Annotated in this window: 14 protein-coding genes and 1 pseudogene; 8 read left to right on the forward strand and 7 right to left on the reverse strand. The window is 60.9% G+C overall.

Annotated features, from left to right (window positions below):
* Positions 1–10: 10 nt before the first annotated feature.
* The 4 genes from PJW05_RS10605 to PJW05_RS10620 all read right to left on the reverse strand — a co-directional run bounded on the left by PJW05_RS10605 (position 11) and on the right by PJW05_RS10620 (position 7,603).
* Complete coding sequence (locus PJW05_RS10605) at positions 11–1,213, reverse strand: ISL3 family transposase (RefSeq protein WP_271408251.1); 1,203 nt, start codon at positions 1,211–1,213, stop codon at positions 11–13.
* A 292-nt stretch (positions 1,214–1,505) separates the two neighbouring features.
* Complete coding sequence (gene putA / locus PJW05_RS10610) at positions 1,506–5,483, reverse strand: trifunctional transcriptional regulator/proline dehydrogenase/L-glutamate gamma-semialdehyde dehydrogenase (protein ID WP_271411669.1); 3,978 nt, start codon at positions 5,481–5,483, stop codon at positions 1,506–1,508.
* A gap of 316 nt (positions 5,484–5,799) precedes the next feature.
* The gene (locus PJW05_RS10615) at positions 5,800–6,369 is read right to left on the reverse strand and encodes a TetR/AcrR family transcriptional regulator (RefSeq protein WP_271411670.1); all 570 of its coding nucleotides are present in this window, start codon (positions 6,367–6,369) and stop codon (positions 5,800–5,802) included.
* 103 nt (positions 6,370–6,472) lie between these two features.
* Positions 6,473–7,603: a thiolase family protein gene (locus tag PJW05_RS10620; protein ID WP_271411671.1), complete on the reverse strand. Its 1,131-nt coding sequence runs from the start codon at positions 7,601–7,603 to the stop codon at positions 6,473–6,475.
* A 216-nt stretch (positions 7,604–7,819) separates the two neighbouring features.
* Here PJW05_RS10620 and PJW05_RS10625 point away from each other — a divergent pair, with 216 nt between their 5' ends.
* On the forward strand, positions 7,820–8,701 hold the full coding sequence (locus PJW05_RS10625; protein ID WP_271411672.1) for a DMT family transporter: 882 nt from the start codon (positions 7,820–7,822) through the stop codon (positions 8,699–8,701).
* A gap of 29 nt (positions 8,702–8,730) precedes the next feature.
* Here the strand turns inward: PJW05_RS10625 and PJW05_RS10630 are convergent, their stop codons facing one another.
* Positions 8,731–9,042, reverse strand: a complete 312-nt coding sequence (locus PJW05_RS10630; protein ID WP_271411673.1) for a transcriptional regulator — start codon at positions 9,040–9,042, stop codon at positions 8,731–8,733.
* Between the two features lie 289 nt (positions 9,043–9,331).
* Here PJW05_RS10630 and PJW05_RS10635 point away from each other — a divergent pair, with 289 nt between their 5' ends.
* Positions 9,332–10,021 carry an endonuclease gene (locus PJW05_RS10635; RefSeq protein ID WP_442969225.1) on the forward strand — a complete coding sequence of 230 codons (690 nt, stop codon included), beginning with the start codon at positions 9,332–9,334 and terminating at the stop codon, positions 10,019–10,021.
* Positions 10,022–10,100: 79 nt separating this feature from the next.
* On the opposite strand, the gene PJW05_RS10640 is transcribed toward PJW05_RS10635, so the two are convergent.
* Together PJW05_RS10640 and PJW05_RS10645 are read right to left on the reverse strand one after the other, a co-directional pair.
* Positions 10,101–12,347 (reverse strand): ATP-dependent DNA helicase, encoded by a 2,247-nt coding sequence (locus PJW05_RS10640; RefSeq protein ID WP_271411675.1) that lies wholly within the window; start codon positions 12,345–12,347, stop codon positions 10,101–10,103.
* A gap of 2 nt (positions 12,348–12,349) precedes the next feature.
* The gene (locus PJW05_RS10645; protein ID WP_271411676.1) at positions 12,350–13,981 is read right to left on the reverse strand and encodes a VRR-NUC domain-containing protein; all 1,632 of its coding nucleotides are present in this window, start codon (positions 13,979–13,981) and stop codon (positions 12,350–12,352) included.
* Between the two features lie 326 nt (positions 13,982–14,307).
* Between PJW05_RS10645 and PJW05_RS10650 the strand changes: the two are divergent.
* The 6 genes and pseudogenes from PJW05_RS10650 to PJW05_RS10675 all read left to right on the forward strand — a co-directional run.
* A pseudogene (locus PJW05_RS10650) lies at positions 14,308–14,484 on the forward strand (acetylornithine deacetylase); the annotation flags it as partial.
* Between the two features lie 280 nt (positions 14,485–14,764).
* Positions 14,765–16,444 carry a 30S ribosomal protein S1 gene (rpsA, locus tag PJW05_RS10655; protein ID WP_044875460.1) on the forward strand — a complete coding sequence of 560 codons (1,680 nt, stop codon included), beginning with the start codon at positions 14,765–14,767 and terminating at the stop codon, positions 16,442–16,444.
* A 149-nt stretch (positions 16,445–16,593) separates the two neighbouring features.
* Positions 16,594–16,872, forward strand: a complete 279-nt coding sequence (gene ihfB, locus PJW05_RS10660) for an integration host factor subunit beta (protein ID WP_226283900.1) — start codon at positions 16,594–16,596, stop codon at positions 16,870–16,872.
* Positions 16,873–17,216: 344 nt separating this feature from the next.
* On the forward strand, positions 17,217–18,467 hold the full coding sequence (locus PJW05_RS10665) for a glycosyltransferase family 4 protein (RefSeq protein WP_271411677.1): 1,251 nt from the start codon (positions 17,217–17,219) through the stop codon (positions 18,465–18,467).
* Between the two features lie 18 nt (positions 18,468–18,485).
* Complete coding sequence (locus PJW05_RS10670) at positions 18,486–19,823, forward strand: oligosaccharide flippase family protein (protein WP_271411678.1); 1,338 nt, start codon at positions 18,486–18,488, stop codon at positions 19,821–19,823.
* Positions 19,820–20,773 (forward strand): glycosyltransferase, encoded by a 954-nt coding sequence (locus tag PJW05_RS10675; protein ID WP_271411679.1) that lies wholly within the window; start codon positions 19,820–19,822, stop codon positions 20,771–20,773. Before PJW05_RS10670 ends, PJW05_RS10675 begins: the two co-directional genes overlap by 4 nt.
* Positions 20,774–20,777: the final 4 nt, after the last annotated feature.

Below are 20,777 nucleotides of genomic sequence, written 5' to 3' on the forward strand. Positions count from 1 at the left end.
AAAAAAAGGTTCATCGCGCTTTCCCGGGGAAGGCGGCCTTGATTTTCAGGAAGAAGTAGTGGGAGTCCCGGAAGCCGTAGGCCATCCGTTTGATCACCTTGATGCGGTTGTTCACGCCTTCCAGGACGCTGGTGTGCAGGGGGAAGCGGGCGCTGGCGAGGATGCCCCGGGCGTATTTGCGCAGATTCCGGGCAAAGCGTTGGAGCGGCGCCAGACCGCTGTCCCGAGCATGCCGTAGCCAACTTCGCCAGCGCCGCCAGCCCTCTCGCACAGTGGGGGCGTACCAGACTTCCTTCAGGGCATCCTTGAGCACGTAGACCGTGGCCAGCGGCTGGTTGGCGTCGAGTAGCTCCTGCAACTGCACGGCTTGCCCGTCCTTCAGACTCTCGCGGTTGCGCAGCAACAGCCAGCGGCTCTGCTTGACCACCTTGCGCGCCGGTTTGTCCTGGCGCAGCAGGTTGGCCTGGTCGACCCGGATGCGGTCGATCACCTCGCGGCCGTAGCGCGCCACCACATGGAAGAGGTCGTACACCACTTCGGCCTGCGGGCAATGCCGCTGCACCTCCAGGTCGAACGCGGTGTTCATGTCCATCGCCACCGCCTCGATCTGTTGGCAGCGCTCGCCGAGCAGCTCGAAGAACGGACGAATCGCCTCACGGCTGTTGCCATGCCCCACCCACAGCACCCGTGTCCGCTCGGCATCCATGATCACCGTGGCGTAGCGATGGCCCTTGTGCAGGGCGAACTCGTCCATCACCAACCGGCGCACCTCGCCCGGATCGAACGCGCCGACGGCGGCTTCCAGGCGACGTTTATCGAGCTGCTTGAGCGTGTGCCAGTGCAAGCCGGTGAGGCGGCTGACGTGGCTGATCGGCAGCAGTTGCAGCAAAGCCTCGAGCCAGGCCTGCAAGCGCCGCGTCAGGCGTGACGCCGGCTCCAGCCAGGCGATCCGCTCGGTCACCCGCCCACAGCGCAGGCAGTCAACGCGGCGCACCGGCACCTGGAGCAGAACGCGCTGGTCGAGCAAGTCGCGATCGCGTACCCGACGCAGTCGGCACTCATGGATCAGCGGACAAGCTTGGCCGCAGCGCCCACATTCGGGGATGGCGTCGGCTCGAGGCTTGAGTTCGATCAGCAGGGTGTTGTCGGCAGAGGGGCGACAGGCGACGACTTCGTAGCCTGGCCAGAACTGGGCAAGATCAATAGGATGCACGGCGGCAGCAGGGAGTGGGGGTTGGTTCGTTTGGCGACTGCCAATTTACCCACTTCCCTGACTGTCAACGCGCTCTTCCCCCAGACTCCGCGAAGAACCCAAAAAAAGGGGGCACGCTTGTGGCGTGCCCCCATTGCCGTCAGTGAATGACAGCCAACCGTCGAAGAGAAGGGCGGAGTCGCCCGGTAAGGCGGTCCGCCTGGAGGCGATGCCTCCGGTGTTGCGTCCAGCGCGCGCCTTGTGAGCACCCGCCGGGGTGGAACGATGCCGCGCCGCTGGGCGCGGCGAGGCGTCAGCCGATGGTCATCAGGCTGGCGTTGCCGCCGGCGGCGGCGGTGTTGACGCTGATGGCGCGCTCGATCAGCAGGCGTTCCAGCGGGATCGCTGTCTCGCCCTGGGACAGCCCCTGGACGCCGATGATCGGCCCTTTGCGGGATGCGACCTGCTGGCAGACGCTACGTAGCTGGTCAGAGTGGCCGTGGTGCAGGACGGCGTCGAAGCTGACTTCGGACTGGGTCCAGTCGGCGACCAGTTGGACGCGCGCCTGGACCGCTTTCGGCAGGGCGCCGCGCAGCTTGCCGGTCAGTTCGCTGGTGCCCCAGAGCGCACTGCTGCCTACGGCCAGGGTGGCGGCCAACTGCGTCAGCAGGTCGGCTTCGTCGTCGGCCAGGCAGAGCACGGCCTCGCGGGGCAGCAGCACGTAGGTGTTGCGCTCGCCGGTCGGGCCGGGGAGTACGCGGCTGAGGCCACTCTGGGACTGCTCGGCGAAGCTGTCGCAGAGGCTGGCCAGGCTGTCCTTGCCGTTCTTCGCGGCCCAGGCCTTGAGGGCTTCCAGGGGCTTGCCCTGGCGTTCGCGCAGACTGTCACGCTGTTGCGCATCGGCGCTGACACCGCCGTCCAGGCGCTGGAAGGTGCGGCTCACGCCGTCGGCCGGACGGGTCGCTAGGAGGCGGTACATGTAGAGCGGACCGCCAGCCTTCGGGCCGGTACCGGACAGGCCTTCGCCGCCGAAGGGCTGCACGCCGACCACGGCGCCGACCATGTTGCGGTTGACGTAGAGGTTGCCGGCATGGGCCTTGTCCACCACCTTGGCGATGGTTTCGTCGATGCGGGTGTGCACGCCCAGGGTCAGGCCGTAGCCGGTGGCATTGATCTGGTCGAGCAGGTCGTCCAGGTCCTCACGCTTGTAGCGCAGCAGGTGCAGCACCGGGCCGAAGATTTCGCGTTCCAGATCGGCGAGGCTGTCCAGTTCGATCAGAGTCGGCATCACGAAGGTGCCGCGCTGCATCACGTCGCCCTCGGTGCGGGCGATCTGGAACACGCTGCGGCCTTTGCTGCGCATGGACTGGATGTGCTTGTCGATGTTGGCCTTGGCTTCGGCGTCGATCACCGGGCCGATGTCCACGTTCAGGTGCTCGGGGTTGCCGATGCGGCACTCGGCCATGGCGCCCTTGAGCATTTCCACCACGCGATCGGCCACATCTTCCTGCACGCAGAGTACGCGCAGGGCAGAGCAGCGCTGACCGGCGCTGTCGAAGGCCGAGGCGATCACGTCGGTCACCACCTGCTCGGCGAGGGCGGAGGAGTCGACGATCATGGCGTTCTGGCCGCCGGTCTCGGCGATCAGCGGGATCGGGCGGCCCTGGACGTCCAGGCGGCCGGCAACGTTGCGGGCCAGAATGCCGGCCACTTCGGTGGAGCCGGTGAACATCACGCCTTTGACGCGCTCGTCGCTCACCAGGGCGGCGCCCACGGTGTGGCCGAGACCTGGCAGCAGTTGCACCACGCCTTCCGGAACGCCCGCTTGGAGCAGGATGCGCACGGCCTGGGCGGCGATCAGCGGGGTCTGCTCGGCGGGCTTGGCCAGCACGGTGTTGCCGGCGGCCAGCGCCGCGGCCACCTGGCCGGTGAAGATCGCCAGGGGGAAGTTCCACGGGCTGATGCACACCACCGGGCCCAGCGGACGGTGGCTGTCGTTGGCGAAGTCGTGACGGGCCTGGGCCGCGTAGTAGCGCAGGAAGTCCACGGCTTCGCGCACTTCGGCGATGGCGTTGTTGAAAGTCTTGCCGGCTTCGCGGACGAGGATGCCCATCAGCGGCTGGATCTCGGCTTCCATCAGGTCGGCGGCGCGGTCCAGGGCGGCGGCGCGCTCCACCGGCGGGGTGGATTGCCAGATCGGCGCGGCGGTGATGGAGGCCAGGATGGCATTGCCGACGTCAGCGGTGCTGGCGTTCTGCACGTGGCCGACCACGTCGCGATGGTCCGCCGGGTTCAGCACGGGCTCGCTCTGGCCTTCGCTGGCCGGGCAGCCAAGCATGGGTTCGGCGCGCCAGTCGGCATGGCCGGAACTCAGCAGGGCGCTGGACAGGGAGGCCAGGCGGTGTTCGTTGGCCATGTCGATGCCGCTGGAGTTCAGACGGGCTTCGCCATAGAGGGCTTTGGGCTGCGGGATGCGCGGGTGCGGCAGGCCCAGGGCGCCTTCGACGGTGGCCATGGCTTCGGCGCTGGCCACCGGGTCTTCCACCAGCTCCTTGATGGAGATGCTGTGGTCGGCGATGCGGTTGACGAAGCTGGTGTTGGCACCGTTCTCCAGCAGGCGGCGAACCAGGTAGGCCAGCAGGGTTTCATGGGTACCGACCGGGGCGTAGATGCGGCACGGACGGTTCAGCTTGCCGTCGGCGACCTTGCCCACCACCTGCTCGTACAGCGGCTCGCCCATGCCGTGCAGGCACTGGAATTCGTACTGGCCCGGGTAGTAGTTCTGCCCGGCGATCTGGTAGATGGCCGACAGGGTGTGGGCGTTATGGGTAGCGAATTGCGGGTAGATGGCGTCCGGCACACCCAGCAGCTTGCGCGCGCAGGCGATGTAGGAGATGTCGGTGTAGACCTTGCGGCTGTAAACCGGGAAGCCTTCCAGGCCGTCGACCTGGGCACGCTTGATCTCGCTGTCCCAGTAGGCGCCCTTCACGAGGCGGATCATCAGGCGGTGCTGGCTGCGGCGGGCGAGATCGATGACGTAGTCGATCACGTACGGGCAGCGCTTCTGGTAGGCCTGGATGACGAAGCCGATGCCGTTCCAGCCTTTCAGGGACGGCTCGAAGCAGAGGCGCTCGAGCATGTCGAGGGAGATTTCCAGGCGGTCCGCTTCTTCGGCGTCGATATTCAGGCCGATGTCGTAGCGCTTGGCCAGTTGGGTCAGCGACAGCAGGCGCGGATACAGTTCACCCATCATGCGTTCGTACTGGGCACGGCTGTAGCGCGGGTGCAAGGCGGAAAGCTTGATGGAAATGCCCGGGCCTTCGTAGATGCCGCGACCGTGGGAGGCCTTGCCGATCGCGTGGATGGCCTGCTCGTAGGAGGCGTAGTAGCGCTGGGCGTCTTCTTCGGTCAGGGCCGCTTCGCCAAGCATGTCGTAGGAGTAGCGGAAGCCCTTGGCTTCGAAGTTGGTGGCGTTGGCCAGGGCTTCGGCGATGGTTTCGCCGGTGACGAACTGCTCGCCCATCAGGCGCATGGCCATGTCCACGCCCTTGCGGATCACCGGCTCGCCGCTCTTGCCGATGATGCGGTTCAGCGAGCTGGAAAGGCCGGCCTCGTTATGGGTGGACACCAGCTTGCCGGTGATCAGCAGGCCCCAGGAGGCGGCGTTGACGAACATGGACGGGCTCTGGCCCAGGTGCTGCTGCCAGTTGCCGGTGCTGATCTTGTCGCGGATCAGGGCGTCGCGGGTGCCCTTGTCCGGGATACGCAGCAGGGCCTCGGCCAGGCACATCAGCGCCACGCCTTCCTGGGAGGACAGGGAGAATTCCTGCAGCAGGCCCTGGACGATACCGGCACGGCCGCCGGCGCTCTTCTGGTTGCGCAGCTTCTCGGCGATGCCATAGGCGAGCTTGTAGGCGGCGTCGGCCATCTCGGCGGGCAGGCGGGCCTGCTCCAGCAGCATGGGCACGGCTTCCTGCTCGGGGCGACGGTAGGCGGCGGTGATGGCCGCGCGCAGCACGGACTGCGGCAGGATGCTTTCGGCGAAGTCGAGGAACGGCTGGTGAGCGGACTCGGGGAGGGCTTCGAGCGCGTCGTGGTCACCCTCGGCCAGGCGCTGGGCGATACCCTGGAGTTCCGGCAGAGTCATGCCGCTTTCCAGTGCCTCGAGGTAGCTGAAGATCGCTTGCTTGATCAGCCAATGCGGGGTGCGCTCGATCCTGCGCGCAGCTTCCTTGAGACGGTCGCGGGTAGCCTCGTCCAGTTTCACGCCAAGGGTGGTGCTCGTAGCCATTTCTTGTCCTCTTTTCAGCCGTGTCCGCACGGCATAGCGGCGCAAAGAGTAACGATGTCCCACAAGGGGTGCAACCGGGTGCAACCAAAGGTCGTATGCAGGGTGCCGTTATCCTGATGAAAGGTCGTAATCCGGCGCGGAAAAAGTTGCACTTTATTGGTGCGGGGCCTTGGGTTCTCGGGCCTTCAGCGATAGGGGGCAGGTTTGGCGGAGTAGGGTGCAACCCAGGTGCAGCCTGCTGGAGCCGATCTGGAAAGCATAGGCCGCCCTCGGCGAATGCCGAGGGCGCGGTGTGCCAGGCGACGGATGGCCGCCCTCAGGCCTTGGCGGCTTCCAGGGCTTCCACCTGGGCGATGAGGCTTTGGCGGGCGTTGTCGAGGATGCGGTCCGACAGTTCCTCGCTGGCGACGCTGCGGGACAGCGTCAGCGCGCCCACCAGGGTGGCGAGCATGGCCACGCTCTGTTCGGTATTGCCGGTTGCCTTCTCCAGACGCTCCAGCAGGCCGACCAGCACGGCATCGGTGATGGGGCTGGCGTTGCCGCGCTGGCCGAGTTCCGCCGACATGGTGGGCAGCGGACAGCCCTGTTCGGGGTGGGCACGATGCTGGGGCGAGAGGTAGCGCTCGAAGAAGGTTTTCAGCGCATGTTCCTTGGAGAATGCCTTGTCCCATTGGGCGCTGGTGTCATTCGCCGCTGCCTGCAGGGCTTCTTCCACCAGGGCGTCCTTGGATTTGAAATGCGCATAGAAACCACCGTGGGTCAGGCCCAGGGCCTTCATCAGCGGCTGCAGGCCGGTGGCGTCGATCCCGTCGGCACGGAAACGGCGCGACGCCTCGGCAACGATGCGCTTGTGGGTTTCGGCTTTGTGGTCTTCGGGGTAACGCATGTGGGTCGCCTCGTTCGCGATTGATATGGCGATTGTAATTCACATCGCCCGTTGCGCGAGGGAGGAATCGATCCGACGTCGGGCCGGGCGTCGGACCGTTCGCTCAGGCCTGTTCCAGGAGGGTCGCGATGCCTTGGCCGCCACCAATGCATTGGGTGGCGATGGCATAGCGGCCGCCGCCGCGCTTGAGCAGGCTGGCAGCCTTGCCGGTGATGCGTGCGCCAGTGGCTCCCAGGGGATGGCCGACTGCCATGGCGCCTCCGTCCAGGTTGACCTTGGCCGGATCGATATTCAGCTCGCGGATGCAGGCCAGGGCCTGGCTGGCAAAGGCTTCGTTGATCTCGAACAGGTCGATCTGGCTCGCGTCCAGGCCGCTGCGCTGCAACAGCTTGCGCGTCGCATGGAGCGGGCCCATGCCCATGATCTCCGGCGGGCAGCCGACCACCGCCACGGCCTTGATGCGCGCCAGGATGTCCAGGTTCCAGCGCGTGGCGAAGTCTTCGGTGCAGACGAACACCGCGGCTGCGCCATCGGTGAGCGGGGAGGCCGTACCGGCCGTGACGCTGCCGCCGAAGGCCGGTTTCAGCTGCGCCAGGGCTTCGGCGCTGGTGCCGGGGCGAATGCAGCCGTCTTCGCTCACCACGCCGTCAGGCGTTTCGATGGCGATGATTTCGTCCTGCAACAGACCCTGGGCGCGTGCTGCGGCAGCCTTGCGATGGGACTCCACGGCCATGGCTTCCTGATCGGTGCGGGAGACCTCGAAACGTTCGGCGACGACTTCTGCGGTATGCCCCATGGCCATATAGGCCTGCGGGTAACCGTTCACCAGCTTGGGGTTGGGCGAGATATTGAAGCCGCCCATGGGCACGCGGGTCATGGATTCCACGCCAGCGCAGACGAAGGCTTCGCCCGCACCCAGCTGGATCTGTCCGGCGGCGAAATGGATGGCGCTCATGGAAGAGCCACAGAAGCGATTGATCGTGGCGCCGGCCACGGTATCCGGCAACCCGGCGAGGAAGCCGGTGATGCGCGCCAGATTCATCCCCTGCTCGGCCTCGGGATAGGCACAGCCGAGAATCAGGTCCTCGATTTCCCGGGGATCGATCTCCAGGCGATCCACCAGGCCTTTCACCACTTGGGCGGCCAGATCATCCGGGCGGAGGTTGATCAGTCCGCCCTTCTTGGCGAAGTGGAACGGCGAGCGGGCGTAACCAGCGATGACGATGGATTGCATGGACGACTCCTCGGGCAAGGGGGGATCAGTGAGTTGGATGATATTTGTAATTCAATTTTTTGTACATGATGGTTGAAATATGACTCGCCTGCCGCTGCGATTCCTGGCGGCCTCAATCGGCCGGCTCTTGAGCCGACGAGGGTTAGCCGATATCTTGAGGCGCCTAACCGTTAGTCTGCTACTCAGTCCCTCGCCGCAGACGCCCCCGGATCTCCGATGAGCTCGCAAAGCCCCCTGTCGCCACGTGTCGACCAGCCGCTGAAAGGCATCGTGCTGGTATGCCTGGCCACCTTCCTGTTCTCCAGCCATGACGCGATAGCCAAGTACCTCGCTGCCTTCTATCCCATCGTGATGGTGGTCTGGGTGCGCTATCTGGTGCATACGCTGCTGATGGCGGGTTTCCTGCTGCCGCGCGAGGGATTGCGCGTGCTGCGCACCAAGCGTCCGCTGCTGCAGGTGGTGCGGGCGCTGTGCCTGGTCGGGGTGAGCCTGTTGTTCACCACCGGCCTGCGGCACATTCCCTTGGCTGAGGCGACATCGGTGATCTTCCTGGCGCCTTTGCTGGTCACTGCACTGTCGGTGCCGCTGCTGAAGGAGCGGGTGTCCCGTGGGCAGTGGATGGCGGTGCTGGTGGGCTTCGGTGGGGTGCTGCTGATCGTGCGACCGGGCAGCGCCTTGTTCACCCCGGCTATCCTCTTTCCGCTGGCGGCGGCCATTTGCTTCGCGTTCTACCAGTTGCTGACGCGCATCCTCGCCCGGACCGATAGCTCGGCCACCAGCAACTTCATTACCGGCCTGACCAATACGCTGTTGATGAGCGCCCTGGTGCCGTTTTTCTGGCACCTGCCGGACAGCTCCGGCCACAGTCTGCTGATGCTGGCGCTGGGGGCCTGCGGCATGGGTGGGCACATGTTGCTGACCCAGGCATTCCGCCATGCCTCGCCACCCCTGCTGGCGCCCTTCGGCTATGGGCAGATCGTCTTTGCCGGTTTGCTCGGGCTGCTGCTGTTCAAGCATGCGCCCGACCAGATCGGCCTTCTGGGCATCGCCATTATCGTTGGCAGTGGCCTGTTCATGGCCTATGCGCAGAAGCGCTGATCGGCGCCTGGCAGGGTCAGCGGCCCGCCTTAGGCGATCTCCTCCCGGCGCGAATCCACGTAGTCCTTCAACCACCTGAGCACCTGTACCGGTTCCCAGCGGGCCGGGTCGAACAGGGCGTAGGCCTGGCCCTGGTAGCCCACCACATCCAGTTGCCGGTGGTAGCCGGCGCGCTGGAACAGCGCTTCGATCTCGGCCAGGCAGGTGTTGAAGTGCAGGCGGCCGAAGGGTGTCTTGCCATCGGTCACCAGCCCTTCCAGGCGCAATTCTTCCACCGCTTCGCGGATTTCTTCCGGCGCCATGCGGCTCACGGTGTATTTCAACTGGCGTACATCCAGCATCCGGGTGTCCTCGATGGATTCAGTGCGGCTGCCGGCTGGCGATCAGGGGCCGTACCTGGTCGCGAGGCGGGAAGGGCAGCGGTAGCTGATAGGGCAGGGGGCTGTTCTGTGGAACAGGCTGTTCAGGCATTGGCAAGCGGATCGGGGCTGATACAGGCATAGGATTTTTCCTTGATTACTGTATATTTATACAGATACCAGTTGCCGTCGTCCGATAGCAACTAAACCAAAGGAAAAATATGCTGTCAGTCATTTCCCACTGACGCAGTACCGGGAAAGAAGAAGCTTGATGACCCGCTCTATCCTGCTGTTTTGCCTACTGTTTTCCGTCGCAGCCGAAGCAGCCGCCCCCCGAACTTTCAATGAGGCGAAGAAGATCGCCTGGAAGCTCTATGCGACCCATCCGGTGGAGTTCTATTGCGGCTGCCGCTACCAGGGCAATCGCGTCGACCTGAAAAGCTGTGGCTATGTCCCGCGAAAGGCGCCGCAGCGGGCCAGTCGCATCGAGTGGGAGCACATAGTGCCGGCCTGGGTGATCGGCCATCAGCGGCAGTGTTGGCAGAAAGGCGGGCGCAAGTATTGCGCGGAGAACGATCCTGCCTACCGGCGTGCCGAGGCGGACCTGCACAACCTGGTGCCGAGCATTGGCGAGGTGAACGGCGACCGCAGCAACTACGGCTTCGCCTGGTTGCCGCAGAAGCCCAGCCAGTACGGCGCCTGCCCGATGGTGGTGGACTTCAAGGCGCGCAAGGCGATGCCACGCCAGCAGGTCCGCGGGATGATTGCGCGGACCTACTTCTATATGAGCGATCGCTATGGCCTGCGCCTTTCCGGCCAGGATCGCAAGCTCTACAACGCCTGGAACCGCCAGTACCCGGTGGAAGCCTGGGAACGCAACCGCAATCAGCGGGTGGCCTGTGTGATGGGGTACGGCAACCCCTTCGTGGGCAAGGTCGATATGGGGGCCTGCCAGCGATAGGGCGGCCACCCCCGGGGCGCTCTTCCTCTTGGACAGGCTTGCCAGCATCACTTGACGGCTGGAATCAGGACATTCGCCCCTACGGGCAATCGATGGACCACCAGTTCGGTAGCAGGCGTTGCACCTCGGGCCGGGCGAAGCGATCGTCTATCAGGTGCACCACGCCCTGGTCCGAGGGCGTGCGAATGACCCGTCCAGCCGCCTGCACCACCTTCTGCAGGCCGGGATAGAGGTAGGCGTAGTCGTAACCGGCGCCGAACAGCAGGTTCATGCGCTGCTTCAGTTGCTCGTTGACCGGGTTCAACTGCGGCAGGCCGAGGGTGGCGACGAAGGCGCCGATGAGGCGCTCGCCGGGGAGGTCGATGCCTTCGCCGAAGGCGCCGCCGAGCACCGCGAAGCCAATGCCTTGGCCGCCCGCCTCGAAACGCTGGATGAAGGCCTGGCGCGCGGTCTCGTCCATCTGCCGGTCCTGGCGCCAGGTCGGCACGTGAGGATGTTCATGGGCGAACAGGTCGGCCACCTGCTGCAGGTAGTCGTAGCTGCTGAAAAAGGCCAGGTAGTTGCCCGGGCGCTCCGCGAACTGCTCGGCCATCAGGCGGGCGATGGGGGCGAGTGAGGCGGCGCGGTTCTGGTAGCGGGTGGACACTTCCGACGCCACCCGCACGTGCAATTGCTCCGGGCGGAAGGGGGAGTCCACGTCCAGCCAGGGTGTGTTGTGCGCCAGGCCCAGCAGGTCGCTGTAGTAATGGCGCGGATTGAGGGTGGCGGAAAACAGTACCGTGGAGCGGCTGGCAGCGAAGCGCGGGGCCAGGAAGGGCGCCGGCACCAGGTTGCGCAAACACAGGCGCGACAGGCTGCGTCCGCCTTTGCCGGGCCGCTTGCTGATATCGAACAGTGAATGACTGTCGAACTGTTCGGCCAGACGGCCAAAGTGCAGGGCGTCGAAGTAGAAGTCCTGCAGGTTGGGATCGACTGCCGTGGGGTTATCGCCCAGGTAGTCAGTGATGGCGGTGACCGCACCCTGCAGGGCGTTGAGCAGCTTGGGCGGTGGTGTGTCGTAGGCGCGGTAGTCCTCGACCTGTTCCCTGTTCAGTTCGCTCCAGAGGCGCGCGACCCGTTCCAGTGGCTTCTTCAGCACAGCGGGTACCGATTTGCGCAGGGCCATGAGGCCGAACTGGTCGAGTTCGGCCGAGTACATCCGGCGTGCCCGCTCCACCAGGTTGTGGGCTTCATCCACCAGCACCGCCACACGCCACTGATTGACGCTGGCGAGGCCATGGAGCAGGGCGCTGCTGTCGAAGTAGTAGTTGTAGTCGCCCACCACCACGTCACTCCAGCGGGCCATTTCCTGGGCCAGGTAGTAGGGGCAGACCTGATGGGCGAGCGCTACGTCGCGAATGGCATCGCGATCAAGCCAACGGCGTTCCGCCGCCGCTTCGCGGGCGGCCGGCAGGCGCTCGTAGAAGCCCCGGGCGAGGGGGCAGGACTCGCCGTGGCAGGCGTTCTCCGGGTATGCGCAGGCTTTGTCGCGGGCCACCAGTTCCAGCACTCGCAAGGGCGAGGCGTCGATTTGCGCCAGGGTATCCAGAGCCAACTGTCGACCAGGAGTCTTGGCGGCGAGGAAGATGATCTTGTCGAGACCCCGGAGCGGCATGGCCTTGAGCAAGGGGAACAGAGTGCCGAGGGTCTTGCCGATGCCGGTGGGCGCCTGGGCCATCAGGCAGCAGCCGGTGCTGACCGCCTTGTACACCGCTTCGGCGAGCTGGCGCTGGCCCTGGCGGAACCCGCTATGGGGAAAGGCCAGGGCGTCGAGGGCGGCATTGCGCGCCGCGACGTGGTGGGTTTCCCGCTCGGCCCAGGCGATGAAGCGCTGGCACTGCGCGTCGAAGAACAGGCGCAGGTCCTCCGCCTTGTGGCGTTCGAGGAACAGGGTCTCCTTCTGGTTGCCGACCTCGAAATAGACCAACGCCAGTTCGATCTCCGTCAGCCCCTGCTGCTGGCAGAGCAGCCAGCCATAGACCTTCGCCTGCGCCCAGTGCAGCCGCCGGTGATTGTCCGGCATCCGCTGCAGGTCGCCGCGGTAGGTTTTCACCTCTTCCAGGCGATTCTGCGCAGCAGCGTAGCCATCGGCGCGGCCGCGCACTTGCAGCGGGCCGTACTGACCGCTCAGGGCGACCTCTGTCTGGTAGTCCTCGCCCCGGCGGCTGGCCACCTGCGCATGGCCGGCGATGCCTTCCAGCGCGGTCGGTGCCGGCGTGAAGCGCAGGTCGAGGTCACCGCCTTTGGCGGTGAATTCGCAGAGGGCCCGCACGGCGACGCTGTACATGGTCAGGTGTTCGCCCACTGCACGTAGCAGACTTCCACGGGGATTTCGTGTTCGGCGCAGAACTCCAGCCAGCGCAGTTGATTGTCCTGCAGGCGGTCGCCGGGGCCTTTCACTTCTATCAGGCGATATCGGCGCGCTTGCGGCCAGAACTGGATCAGGTCCGGCAACCCGGCGCGGTTGGCCTTGATGTCGGTGAGGATGCGTTGGAAGCAGGCCTTGAGTTGGGCGGCCGGCAGACAGGCCAGGGCCTGTTCGAGCAGGGCCTCGTCCAGGTTGCTCCAGTAGACGAAGGGTGACAGCAGCCCCTGCTTGCTGGTGTAGATCCGGCGGATGGTGGCCAGGTAGGCATCGCTGTCCAGTTGGGTCAGGCAGGCGTCGAAGAGGTCCGCGCGCCGGCCATGGAAGTCCGGGCTCAGAAGATCCGCCGGGCCATTGTGGAAGGGGTGGAAGAAGGCGCCGGGCAAAGCCGCGAAGATGGCGTCCCAGCAAAGCAGGCCGAACAGCGAGTTGATCAGGGTGTTTTCCACGTAGTGCACGGGGGCGTCCTCCTGCTGCAGGTGCAGCAGCACCGCGTGCTCCACCGACAAGTGCTCAGGCGGCTGGGGCAGGACCAGATCGATGCGCCGGACCGGTGCTCTGCCGGCGACGGGCTCCTTGGGCAGGCCCAGCTTGCGCCGCAGGCGCGGCAGGATGCGCGCCAGATGCTGGCGTTCCTCGTCGCTCTCGGGAGAGGACCAGGCCTGCATGGCCAGCTCGAAGGCATCGGCCCGGGCCTCCAGGCGTTCCAGTACGCGGATGCGACGCACCCTCGCGCCGGCGTAGTCGCTCAGGCTGTAGAGCACAAGGGCCGCTTCCGGTAGCTCGCAGCGCTCGCAGTGCTGGCCCACCTGGAAAATCAGCTTGCGCCGACGTGCATCCAGCCACGGGTTGGCGTGAGGTTCCACCGGGAGCTCCGCCAGCAGCCCGTCCAAGGCTTCACCCGCCTCGAAACGTTCACGCCAATGGTGCAGGCGCAGGTAGTAATCAAGGTCGGCGCGCACCCGGAAGCCCCGTGCTGCAGCATCGATCTCGACCTTTTCGTACTGGTAGATGCCGAGGTCGGCGAGCACGAATTCGGACCAGTCCTGATACAGGTTGCCGAAAAACATCAGCCGCAGGCGGTCGCAGATGTCCATCAGGCCGAGGGCGTAGATGCGGTCATTGCTGGCCGGGTACCAGTCGCCGAAGTCTCGTGCTTGGCCCTGTGCGTCAAGCAGGGCTTGCAGGCGCTCGGCCTTGCGCCCTGGCGCCTTGCCGAAGCAAGCGTCCACCTCGCCCAGGGTCAGCAAGGAAAAGAGCTGGGGCAGGTCGAGCCGCGGCGCTGCGTCCACCCACCCCATTTCCACCAGCGGCGCGGCGGCTTCTCGCGTGTCGCCAATCTCCGCGTAGTTCAGCTTGCTCGCGCGGAACAGCGTGCCCTTTCGCATCACCATGCGGACCAGCAGCGCCTGCGACGCCCGTGGCAGGGCGCGGAAGTCGCGGATAAAGGCCGATTCCTCGTCGCTCAGCAGGTCGTTGTAACGCTCGCTGATCCAGTCCAGCAGGGTGTGGAAGTTGTGCAGGTAATAGAAGGGATCTTCGAGGGCGGCGGGCATGGCAGAGAGCAAAGGCTGGATTCTACTGTGGATTTATACAGATATCAGGGCCGGCCCGGATTGGGCAAATGGATTTCGATCAAAGGGGCGCGGCGTGCGCAAAGACCAGCGGATTTGTCGTGCCTGCCCCTAAAAGAACTATTGCCAAAGCCTTTGGCCACGCGGGCCGCGGGCTTTGCGGTCGCCCAGCTTATTCCTAGCCAGCGACGACAAAAATCATAATTTCGCGAATCCCTCGCTCTGAACAGAATGCGGCCAACCCCGAACAGATAGCCGCGCCTGCGTACTGGCGGCGGTACCGGCGTTTCTCCAGCGGCTATTTCGCCGGCATCATCGGCGGGTTGTTCGACCAGGCCGGTATCCCCACGGTGATCTGCGGGCCGGGCAGTATGGGCCAGGGCCACAAGCCGGACGAGTTCATCAGCAGCGAGCAACTGGCCGGTTGCGACGCGATGCTGCGCCGTCTGGCGCTGTATATACAGGGTGAGGGAGGGCTGCTGTAGACTGCCTGCGCCAGCGGAATGGGCGCGGCTGTGCAATTGACGAGCGTCAACCCCATTGCTACCATTCCAGCCCTTATGTTGGCTCGATTCCTCCGTCCGGAGGTTGAAAATGCCAATGTCAACTCCGAGATTCGCGCCACGACCGGCTTCGGTTGGGAAGGGCGCCACCGGGGCGACGCGGGATACCAGCTTCGATCTCCGTCGCCTCTATTGATGACTTGACCGCATTGGCTGGAGTGCGGAATAGGGCCTTTCCTGGCCTTTGACTACAGGTATGAACATGAGCGAAAGCTTTGCAGAACTTTTTGAAGAAAGCCTGAAATCCCTCGACATGCAGCCGGGTGCAATCATCACCGGCATCGTGGTCGACATCGATGGTGACTGGGTCACCGTCCATGCTGGCCTGAAATCCGAGGGCGTCATCCCGGTCGAGCAGTTCTACAACGAACAAGGCGAGCTGACCATCAAGGTGGGTGACGAGGTCCACGTAGCGCTCGACGCGGTGGAAGACGGCTTCGGTGAGACCAAGCTGTCCCGCGAGAAAGCCAAGCGTGCCGAATCCTGGCTGGTTCTGGAAGCTGCTTTCAACGCCGAAGAAGTGGTCAAGGGCGTTATCAACGGCAAGGTCAAGGGCGGTTTCACCGTCGACGTCAGCGGCATCCGTGCGTTCCTGCCGGGCTCCCTGGTGGACGTGCGCCCCGTGCGCGACACCACCCACCTGGAAGGCAAGGAACTCGAGTTCAAGGTCATCAAGCTGGACCAGAAGCGCAACAACGTTGTCGTTTCCCGTCGTAGCGTCCTGGAAGCCGAGAACAGCGCCGAGCGCGAAGCCCTGCTGGAATCCCTGCAGGAAGGCCAGCAGGTCAAGGGTATCGTCAAGAACCTCACCGACTACGGTGCGTTCGTGGACCTGGGCGGCGTAGACGGCCTGCTGCACATCACCGACATGGCCTGGAAGCGCATCAAGCATCCGTCCGAGATCGTCAACGTTGGTGACGAGATCGACGTGAAGGTCCTGAAGTTCGACCGCGAGCGCAACCGTGTATCCCTGGGGCTGAAGCAGCTGGGCGAAGATCCGTGGGTCGCCATCAAGGCCCGTTACCCGGAAGGTACCCGTGTGACCGCCCGCGTAACCAACCTCACCGACTACGGCTGCTTCGCCGAGCTGGAAGAGGGCGTGGAAGGCCTGGTACACGTTTCCGAAATGGACTGGACCAACAAGAACATCCATCCGTCGAAAGTCGTTCAGGTTGGCGACGAAGTGGAAGTTCAGGTTCTGGACATCGACGAAGAGCGTCGTCGTATCTCCCTGGGCATCAAGCAGTGCAAGTCCAACCCCTGGGAAGACTTCTCCAGCCGCTTCAACAAGGGCGACAAGATTTCCGGCACCATCAAGTCGATCACCGATTTCGGTATTTTCATCGGCCTGGAAGGTGGTATCGACGGTCTGGTTCACCTGTCCGACATCTCCTGGAACGAAGTTGGCGAAGAAGCCGTTCGCCGCTTCAAGAAGGGCGACGAGCTGGAAACCGTCATCCTCTCCGTTGATCCGGAGCGTGAGCGCATCTCCCTGGGTATCAAGCAACTGGAAGACGATCCGTTCTCCAGCTACGCCTCCCTGCACGAGAAGGGCAGCATCGTTCGCGGTACCGTGAAAGAAGTTGATGCCAAGGGCGCTGTAATCAGCCTTGGCGGCGAGATCGAAGGTGTTCTGAAGGCTTCCGAAATCAGCCGTGACCGCGTTGAAGACGCGCGCAACGTGTTGAAGGAAGGCGAAGAAGTCGAAGCCAAGATCATCAGCATCGACCGTAAGAGCCGTGTAATCAGCCTCTCCATCAAGTCCAAGGACGTTGATGACGAGAAGGACGCCATGAAGGAACTGCGCAAGCAGGAAGTCGAGTCCACCGGCCCGACCACCATTGGTGACCTGATCCGTGCTCAGATGGAGAACCAGGGCTAATCACCCTGCTCCACCAGCAAAAAGGGCGGCCTAGGCCGCCCTTTTTGTTTGTCCAATTCCTGTCATCCCGGCTTGGGCTGTTCAAAGCTCTTCTGGCGTGCTAAAACCTCAATGAGCTGATCTAGCCGCTTGAATTAGAAGGGAAAACCATGACCAAGTCGGAGTTGATCGAACGAATCGTCACCCATCAGGGCCAGCTGTCATCGAAGGATGTAGAGCTCGCTATCAAAACGATGCTTGAGCAGATGTCCCAGGCGCTGGCAACTGGTGACCGGATCGAGATTCGCGGGTTTGGCAGTTTTTCTCTTCATTTCCGTGCGCCGCGCGTCGGGCGCAATCCGAAGACCGGCGAGTCGGTCAGGCTGGATGGCAAGTACGTTCCGCATTTCAAGCCGGGGAAGGAACTGCGGGATCGCGTCAATGAATAGTTTCGGTGATCTCGTAGATGGCTGCGTTATGCTGATGACGGGATTTAGTCGTTTGTTGATCTTGCTCATGTCTGTCGTGTAATGGAGCTCTCTTCCTCCCTATCAATTGGGCAAATTTGACTCAATTCGCGTCGGGTGGTGGTGTGTAGGAGTTTGGATTAGTAGCCTGATATTCATTTTCGTTAAGGTTATTTGCCCGCCTGGTGATGGATAGTTGTTATGATGGCTTTCTATCCCAGGTTTTCTTGTTTGTGATTTCTGCTTTGGCGGGCTTTTGATCTGTGTTTCAACATTGTTTATAATTTGTTTTTTGGGGTCTGGAAGGGCTCAAAGACGATTTTTATATGAAAATACTGATTGTTTCGCAATATTTTTGGCCGGAAAATTTCTTGATAAATGATTTTTCAAGGAAACTGGCCGAGCGAGGGCATGAGGTGACTGTTGCGACCGGAAAACCAAATTACCCCGATGGTGAAATCTATAATGGTTATGGGTTGCCTGGCATTCAGTACGAAACTTACTCGGGAAATATTGAGGTGATTCGTGTACCTATCCGCCCTCGCGGGAGGGGCGGGGCAGTTGATCTTGCACTGAATTATCTGTCGTTTGTTTTTTCTGGTTTGTTTAATTTTCCACGATTGCTCCGTGGTCGTGAAATAGATTTTATTATCGTTTTTGCAGTATCGCCAATAACTCAGGCTATTCCGGCGGTTTTCCTTAAGTGGTTGAAGCGTGCTCATTTGGCTATTTGGGTTCAGGATCTTTGGCCTGAAAGTCTTTCTGCAACTGGATTTGTGAAGAAAGGCCCGTTGCTTAAGCTTGTTGGTTATATGGTTAGATTCATCTATTCGAGCAGCAACACAGTTCTTATTCAGTCGCGTGCGTTCCTTGATTCAGTCATGTCATATTCGGATTCATCAAAAATTGTATATTTTCCAAATTCTATCGATTCCAGTACTTTTGTTGTGGAAGAGAGTGAGATTCCTATTGGGTTAGCTCATGAAATTGAATGCTGCTTCAGTGTTGTTTTTGCTGGAAATGTCGGTAGTGCTCAAGCCATTGAAGCAATTGTAAGTACGGCAGGTCTTCTCAAAGATAATAAAGATATAAAGCTTTTTGTGATTGGTAGTGGCAGTAAGCTGGATTGGCTAAAGGAGCAGAAGGAGTTGCTGGGCTTGAGTAATCTCATTGTTCCCGGGCGATTTTCAGCGGAGTCCATGCCGCACTTGTTTAGGATCTCGTCCGCGTTGCTAGTGTCACTCAAGGATGAGCCAATTTTTTCTTTGACTATACCGAGTAAGGTGCAGGCTTACTTGGCGGCTGGGAGGCCAATCATTGCGTCTTTAGGAGGGGAGGGAGCTCGCGTGGTTCAGGAGTCTGGAGCAGGGCTCGTCAGTCCTCCAGAGGACCCAGTCTCTCTTGCTGCTAATATCAAGCGTTTGTACGAAATGGCTCCGGAGGAGCGCGAGCATATGGGGCAAATGGGAAAACTGTATTTTGCTAAAAACTTTGATATGAACCTTCAGGTAGGCAGGCTGATCGATATCTTGACTTCGCGCTCAGGGTATTGCGTGGGTGAAGGTGGTTCTGGCTAAACGAACAAAGGTGTGCTTGTGGCAAGTTTAGATTCGCTGGTTGTCAGGCTCTTAAGGGGTGGAGCCTGGGCCTTCATTTTTCGTCTATTGGCATCCGTATCCGGGTTCGTGATAAGTGTTATTTTGACAAGGCTTATGGCCCCTGCGGAAGTAGGGGCATATTTTCTCATGCTTAGTGCCGTGTCGGTGGCGTCTGCAGTTTCTTTGTTTGGTTTGAATTTTTCATTAGTTAGGCTAATTGCTGAGGCGATGGGGAAAGGTGAACGAGAAAGAGGGCTGGAAGTCATCAGGAGGGGAACTGGCGTTGCTCTTTTTTTCTCTCTGGCTATTTCCTCTATTTCGTACTTCGTACTTCGGCATGGGATCGCTGCGTTCGGTGAGACACCATTCTCTGATGGCTACCTCCCAGCTCTTGTGGCTGTTTGGATATTTTTTTCTGCAGCGCTGATGCTCCTTTCAGAAATTTATAGGGGGCTTCAGATTTTATTCATGGCTTCAGTTCTCAATGGCTTTCTTGCCAGTTTTCTTGCCGCCTTGGGTTTGTTTGCGTATTGGATAGTGTCTGGAGTAGGAGAGTTGTCAGGGGTTGTTGGAATCATAGTAATTTCAACTGCGGCGTCTTGCTTTTTTGGGTATGTCGTGCTGGCTGTCTTTGAGGGGGGGGGGGTTTCTGTACGTGGTTGGCGAGCGTTGCTGAAGATGTCAGCGCCTCTTTGGATTGCAAACTTGATGCTGATTGTGTTGTTGCAGGTCGATGTTTGGATACTGGCATCTAGTACGGATCGCGCTACGATAGGGTTGTATGGGGCAGCTTCCAGAATTATTCAGTTTTTGACATTTCCCATGCTGGTGATCAACTCGGCGTTGATGCCCATAATTAGCGAGCTATTTTCGAGAGGAGAGGGAGAGAAGCTCGAAAAAGTCGTAAGAGGAGCTGCGATGATTGGATTTCTACCCGCTTTGCTTGTTTTCTTGCTGTTTCTCTTTTGGGGAGGAGAAATTCTCCAATACGTTTATGGTGTGGAGTACGGAGAAGCCGGAATGGTTCTCGTGGTGCTGGCAGCTGGCCAGCTCATCAGCATAGTATGCGGTCCTGCCGGTTATACCCTTATGATGACGGGTAAACAGACGCTTATGATGTGGGTCACTCTAGCAGCGGGAATCTTCTCTGTGACAATGAGTTTGGCCTTGGTATCTAATTATGGTGCTCTAGGCGTGGCTGTGGCAACTTCAGTGGGGTTGGCCACGCAGTGTATTTTTATGTGGTTTTCTGCGTACCGCGCGACTGGTATTTGGACCCATCCATCAATGGATGTTGTGTTTCGCCCATATAAATATCTGAAAGCTTTGAAATGAGTATTGAAGTCAATAAGTTGAATGTGGCGAGTCCAACAGGTCCTTTGGTTTCACTGGTTGTTCCTGCCTATAATGCGGAGCTGTATGTTGAGGAAACTATTGAAAGTCTTCTTGCTCAGAGTTATAAAAACGTCGAAATAATAGTTATTAATGATGGATCTACGGATGCTACAGAATATGTTCTTTCGAAGTTTTCTGGGAAATGTGTAATTATTAATCAGGATAATTGCGGGCAGGCGGCCAGCCTCAATAAGGGGTGGCAACTAAGTCGCGGTGAGCTAGTCGGTTACTTGAGTGCAGATGATACATTGGAGTCTACTGCGGTTGAGCAATTGGTTGCGCAATTTGCAATTCACAAGCGGGCTATTTTTTTGTACCCCGATTATTTCCTAATGGATGGAAGCTCCCGGCGACTTCGCAGTGTTGTGGCCCCTGATTTTGATTACCGTGATGTGGTGTTGATGGGTATATGCCCGGTGGGACCGGGCGCCTTGTTCAAGCGTGTTGTGCTTGATAGTGTGGGAGGGTGGGACCCATGTTTGCGCCAAATACCTGACTACGACTTTATATTGCGGGTTGGGTTGTTCGGTGAGATTCGTAGAGTTCCTGGATTTCTCGCCGGGTTTAGGGTTCATAACGAATCACAGACATTTGCCGCATCAGATGAACGTAAAACTGAAGAATACAAGTATGTCCTGAGGAAGTATTTCGAGCGCAATGATGTTCCTTGGGAGATATATAGCGAGCGTCCAAGAGCGGAGGCGAACGCGCGTATTTTAATGGCTCGATTGCATTTGCGTGCTAGAAGGTTGGCTGCTGCGTTGCGTTGTTTAAGAGAGGCCATGGGGTTGAATGTTACGTCGGTCTTCAGTTTCAGATCGGTTCGGCTTTTGCTGAACGGACTTTTTGGTCATTATCGTCATTGGCTTAAGATGAAGATTAGGGGTTAGCAGA

Origin of the sequence: Pseudomonas sp. Q1-7 (assembly GCF_028010285.1) — a bacterium.
GTDB lineage: Bacteria > Pseudomonadota > Gammaproteobacteria > Pseudomonadales > Pseudomonadaceae > Metapseudomonas.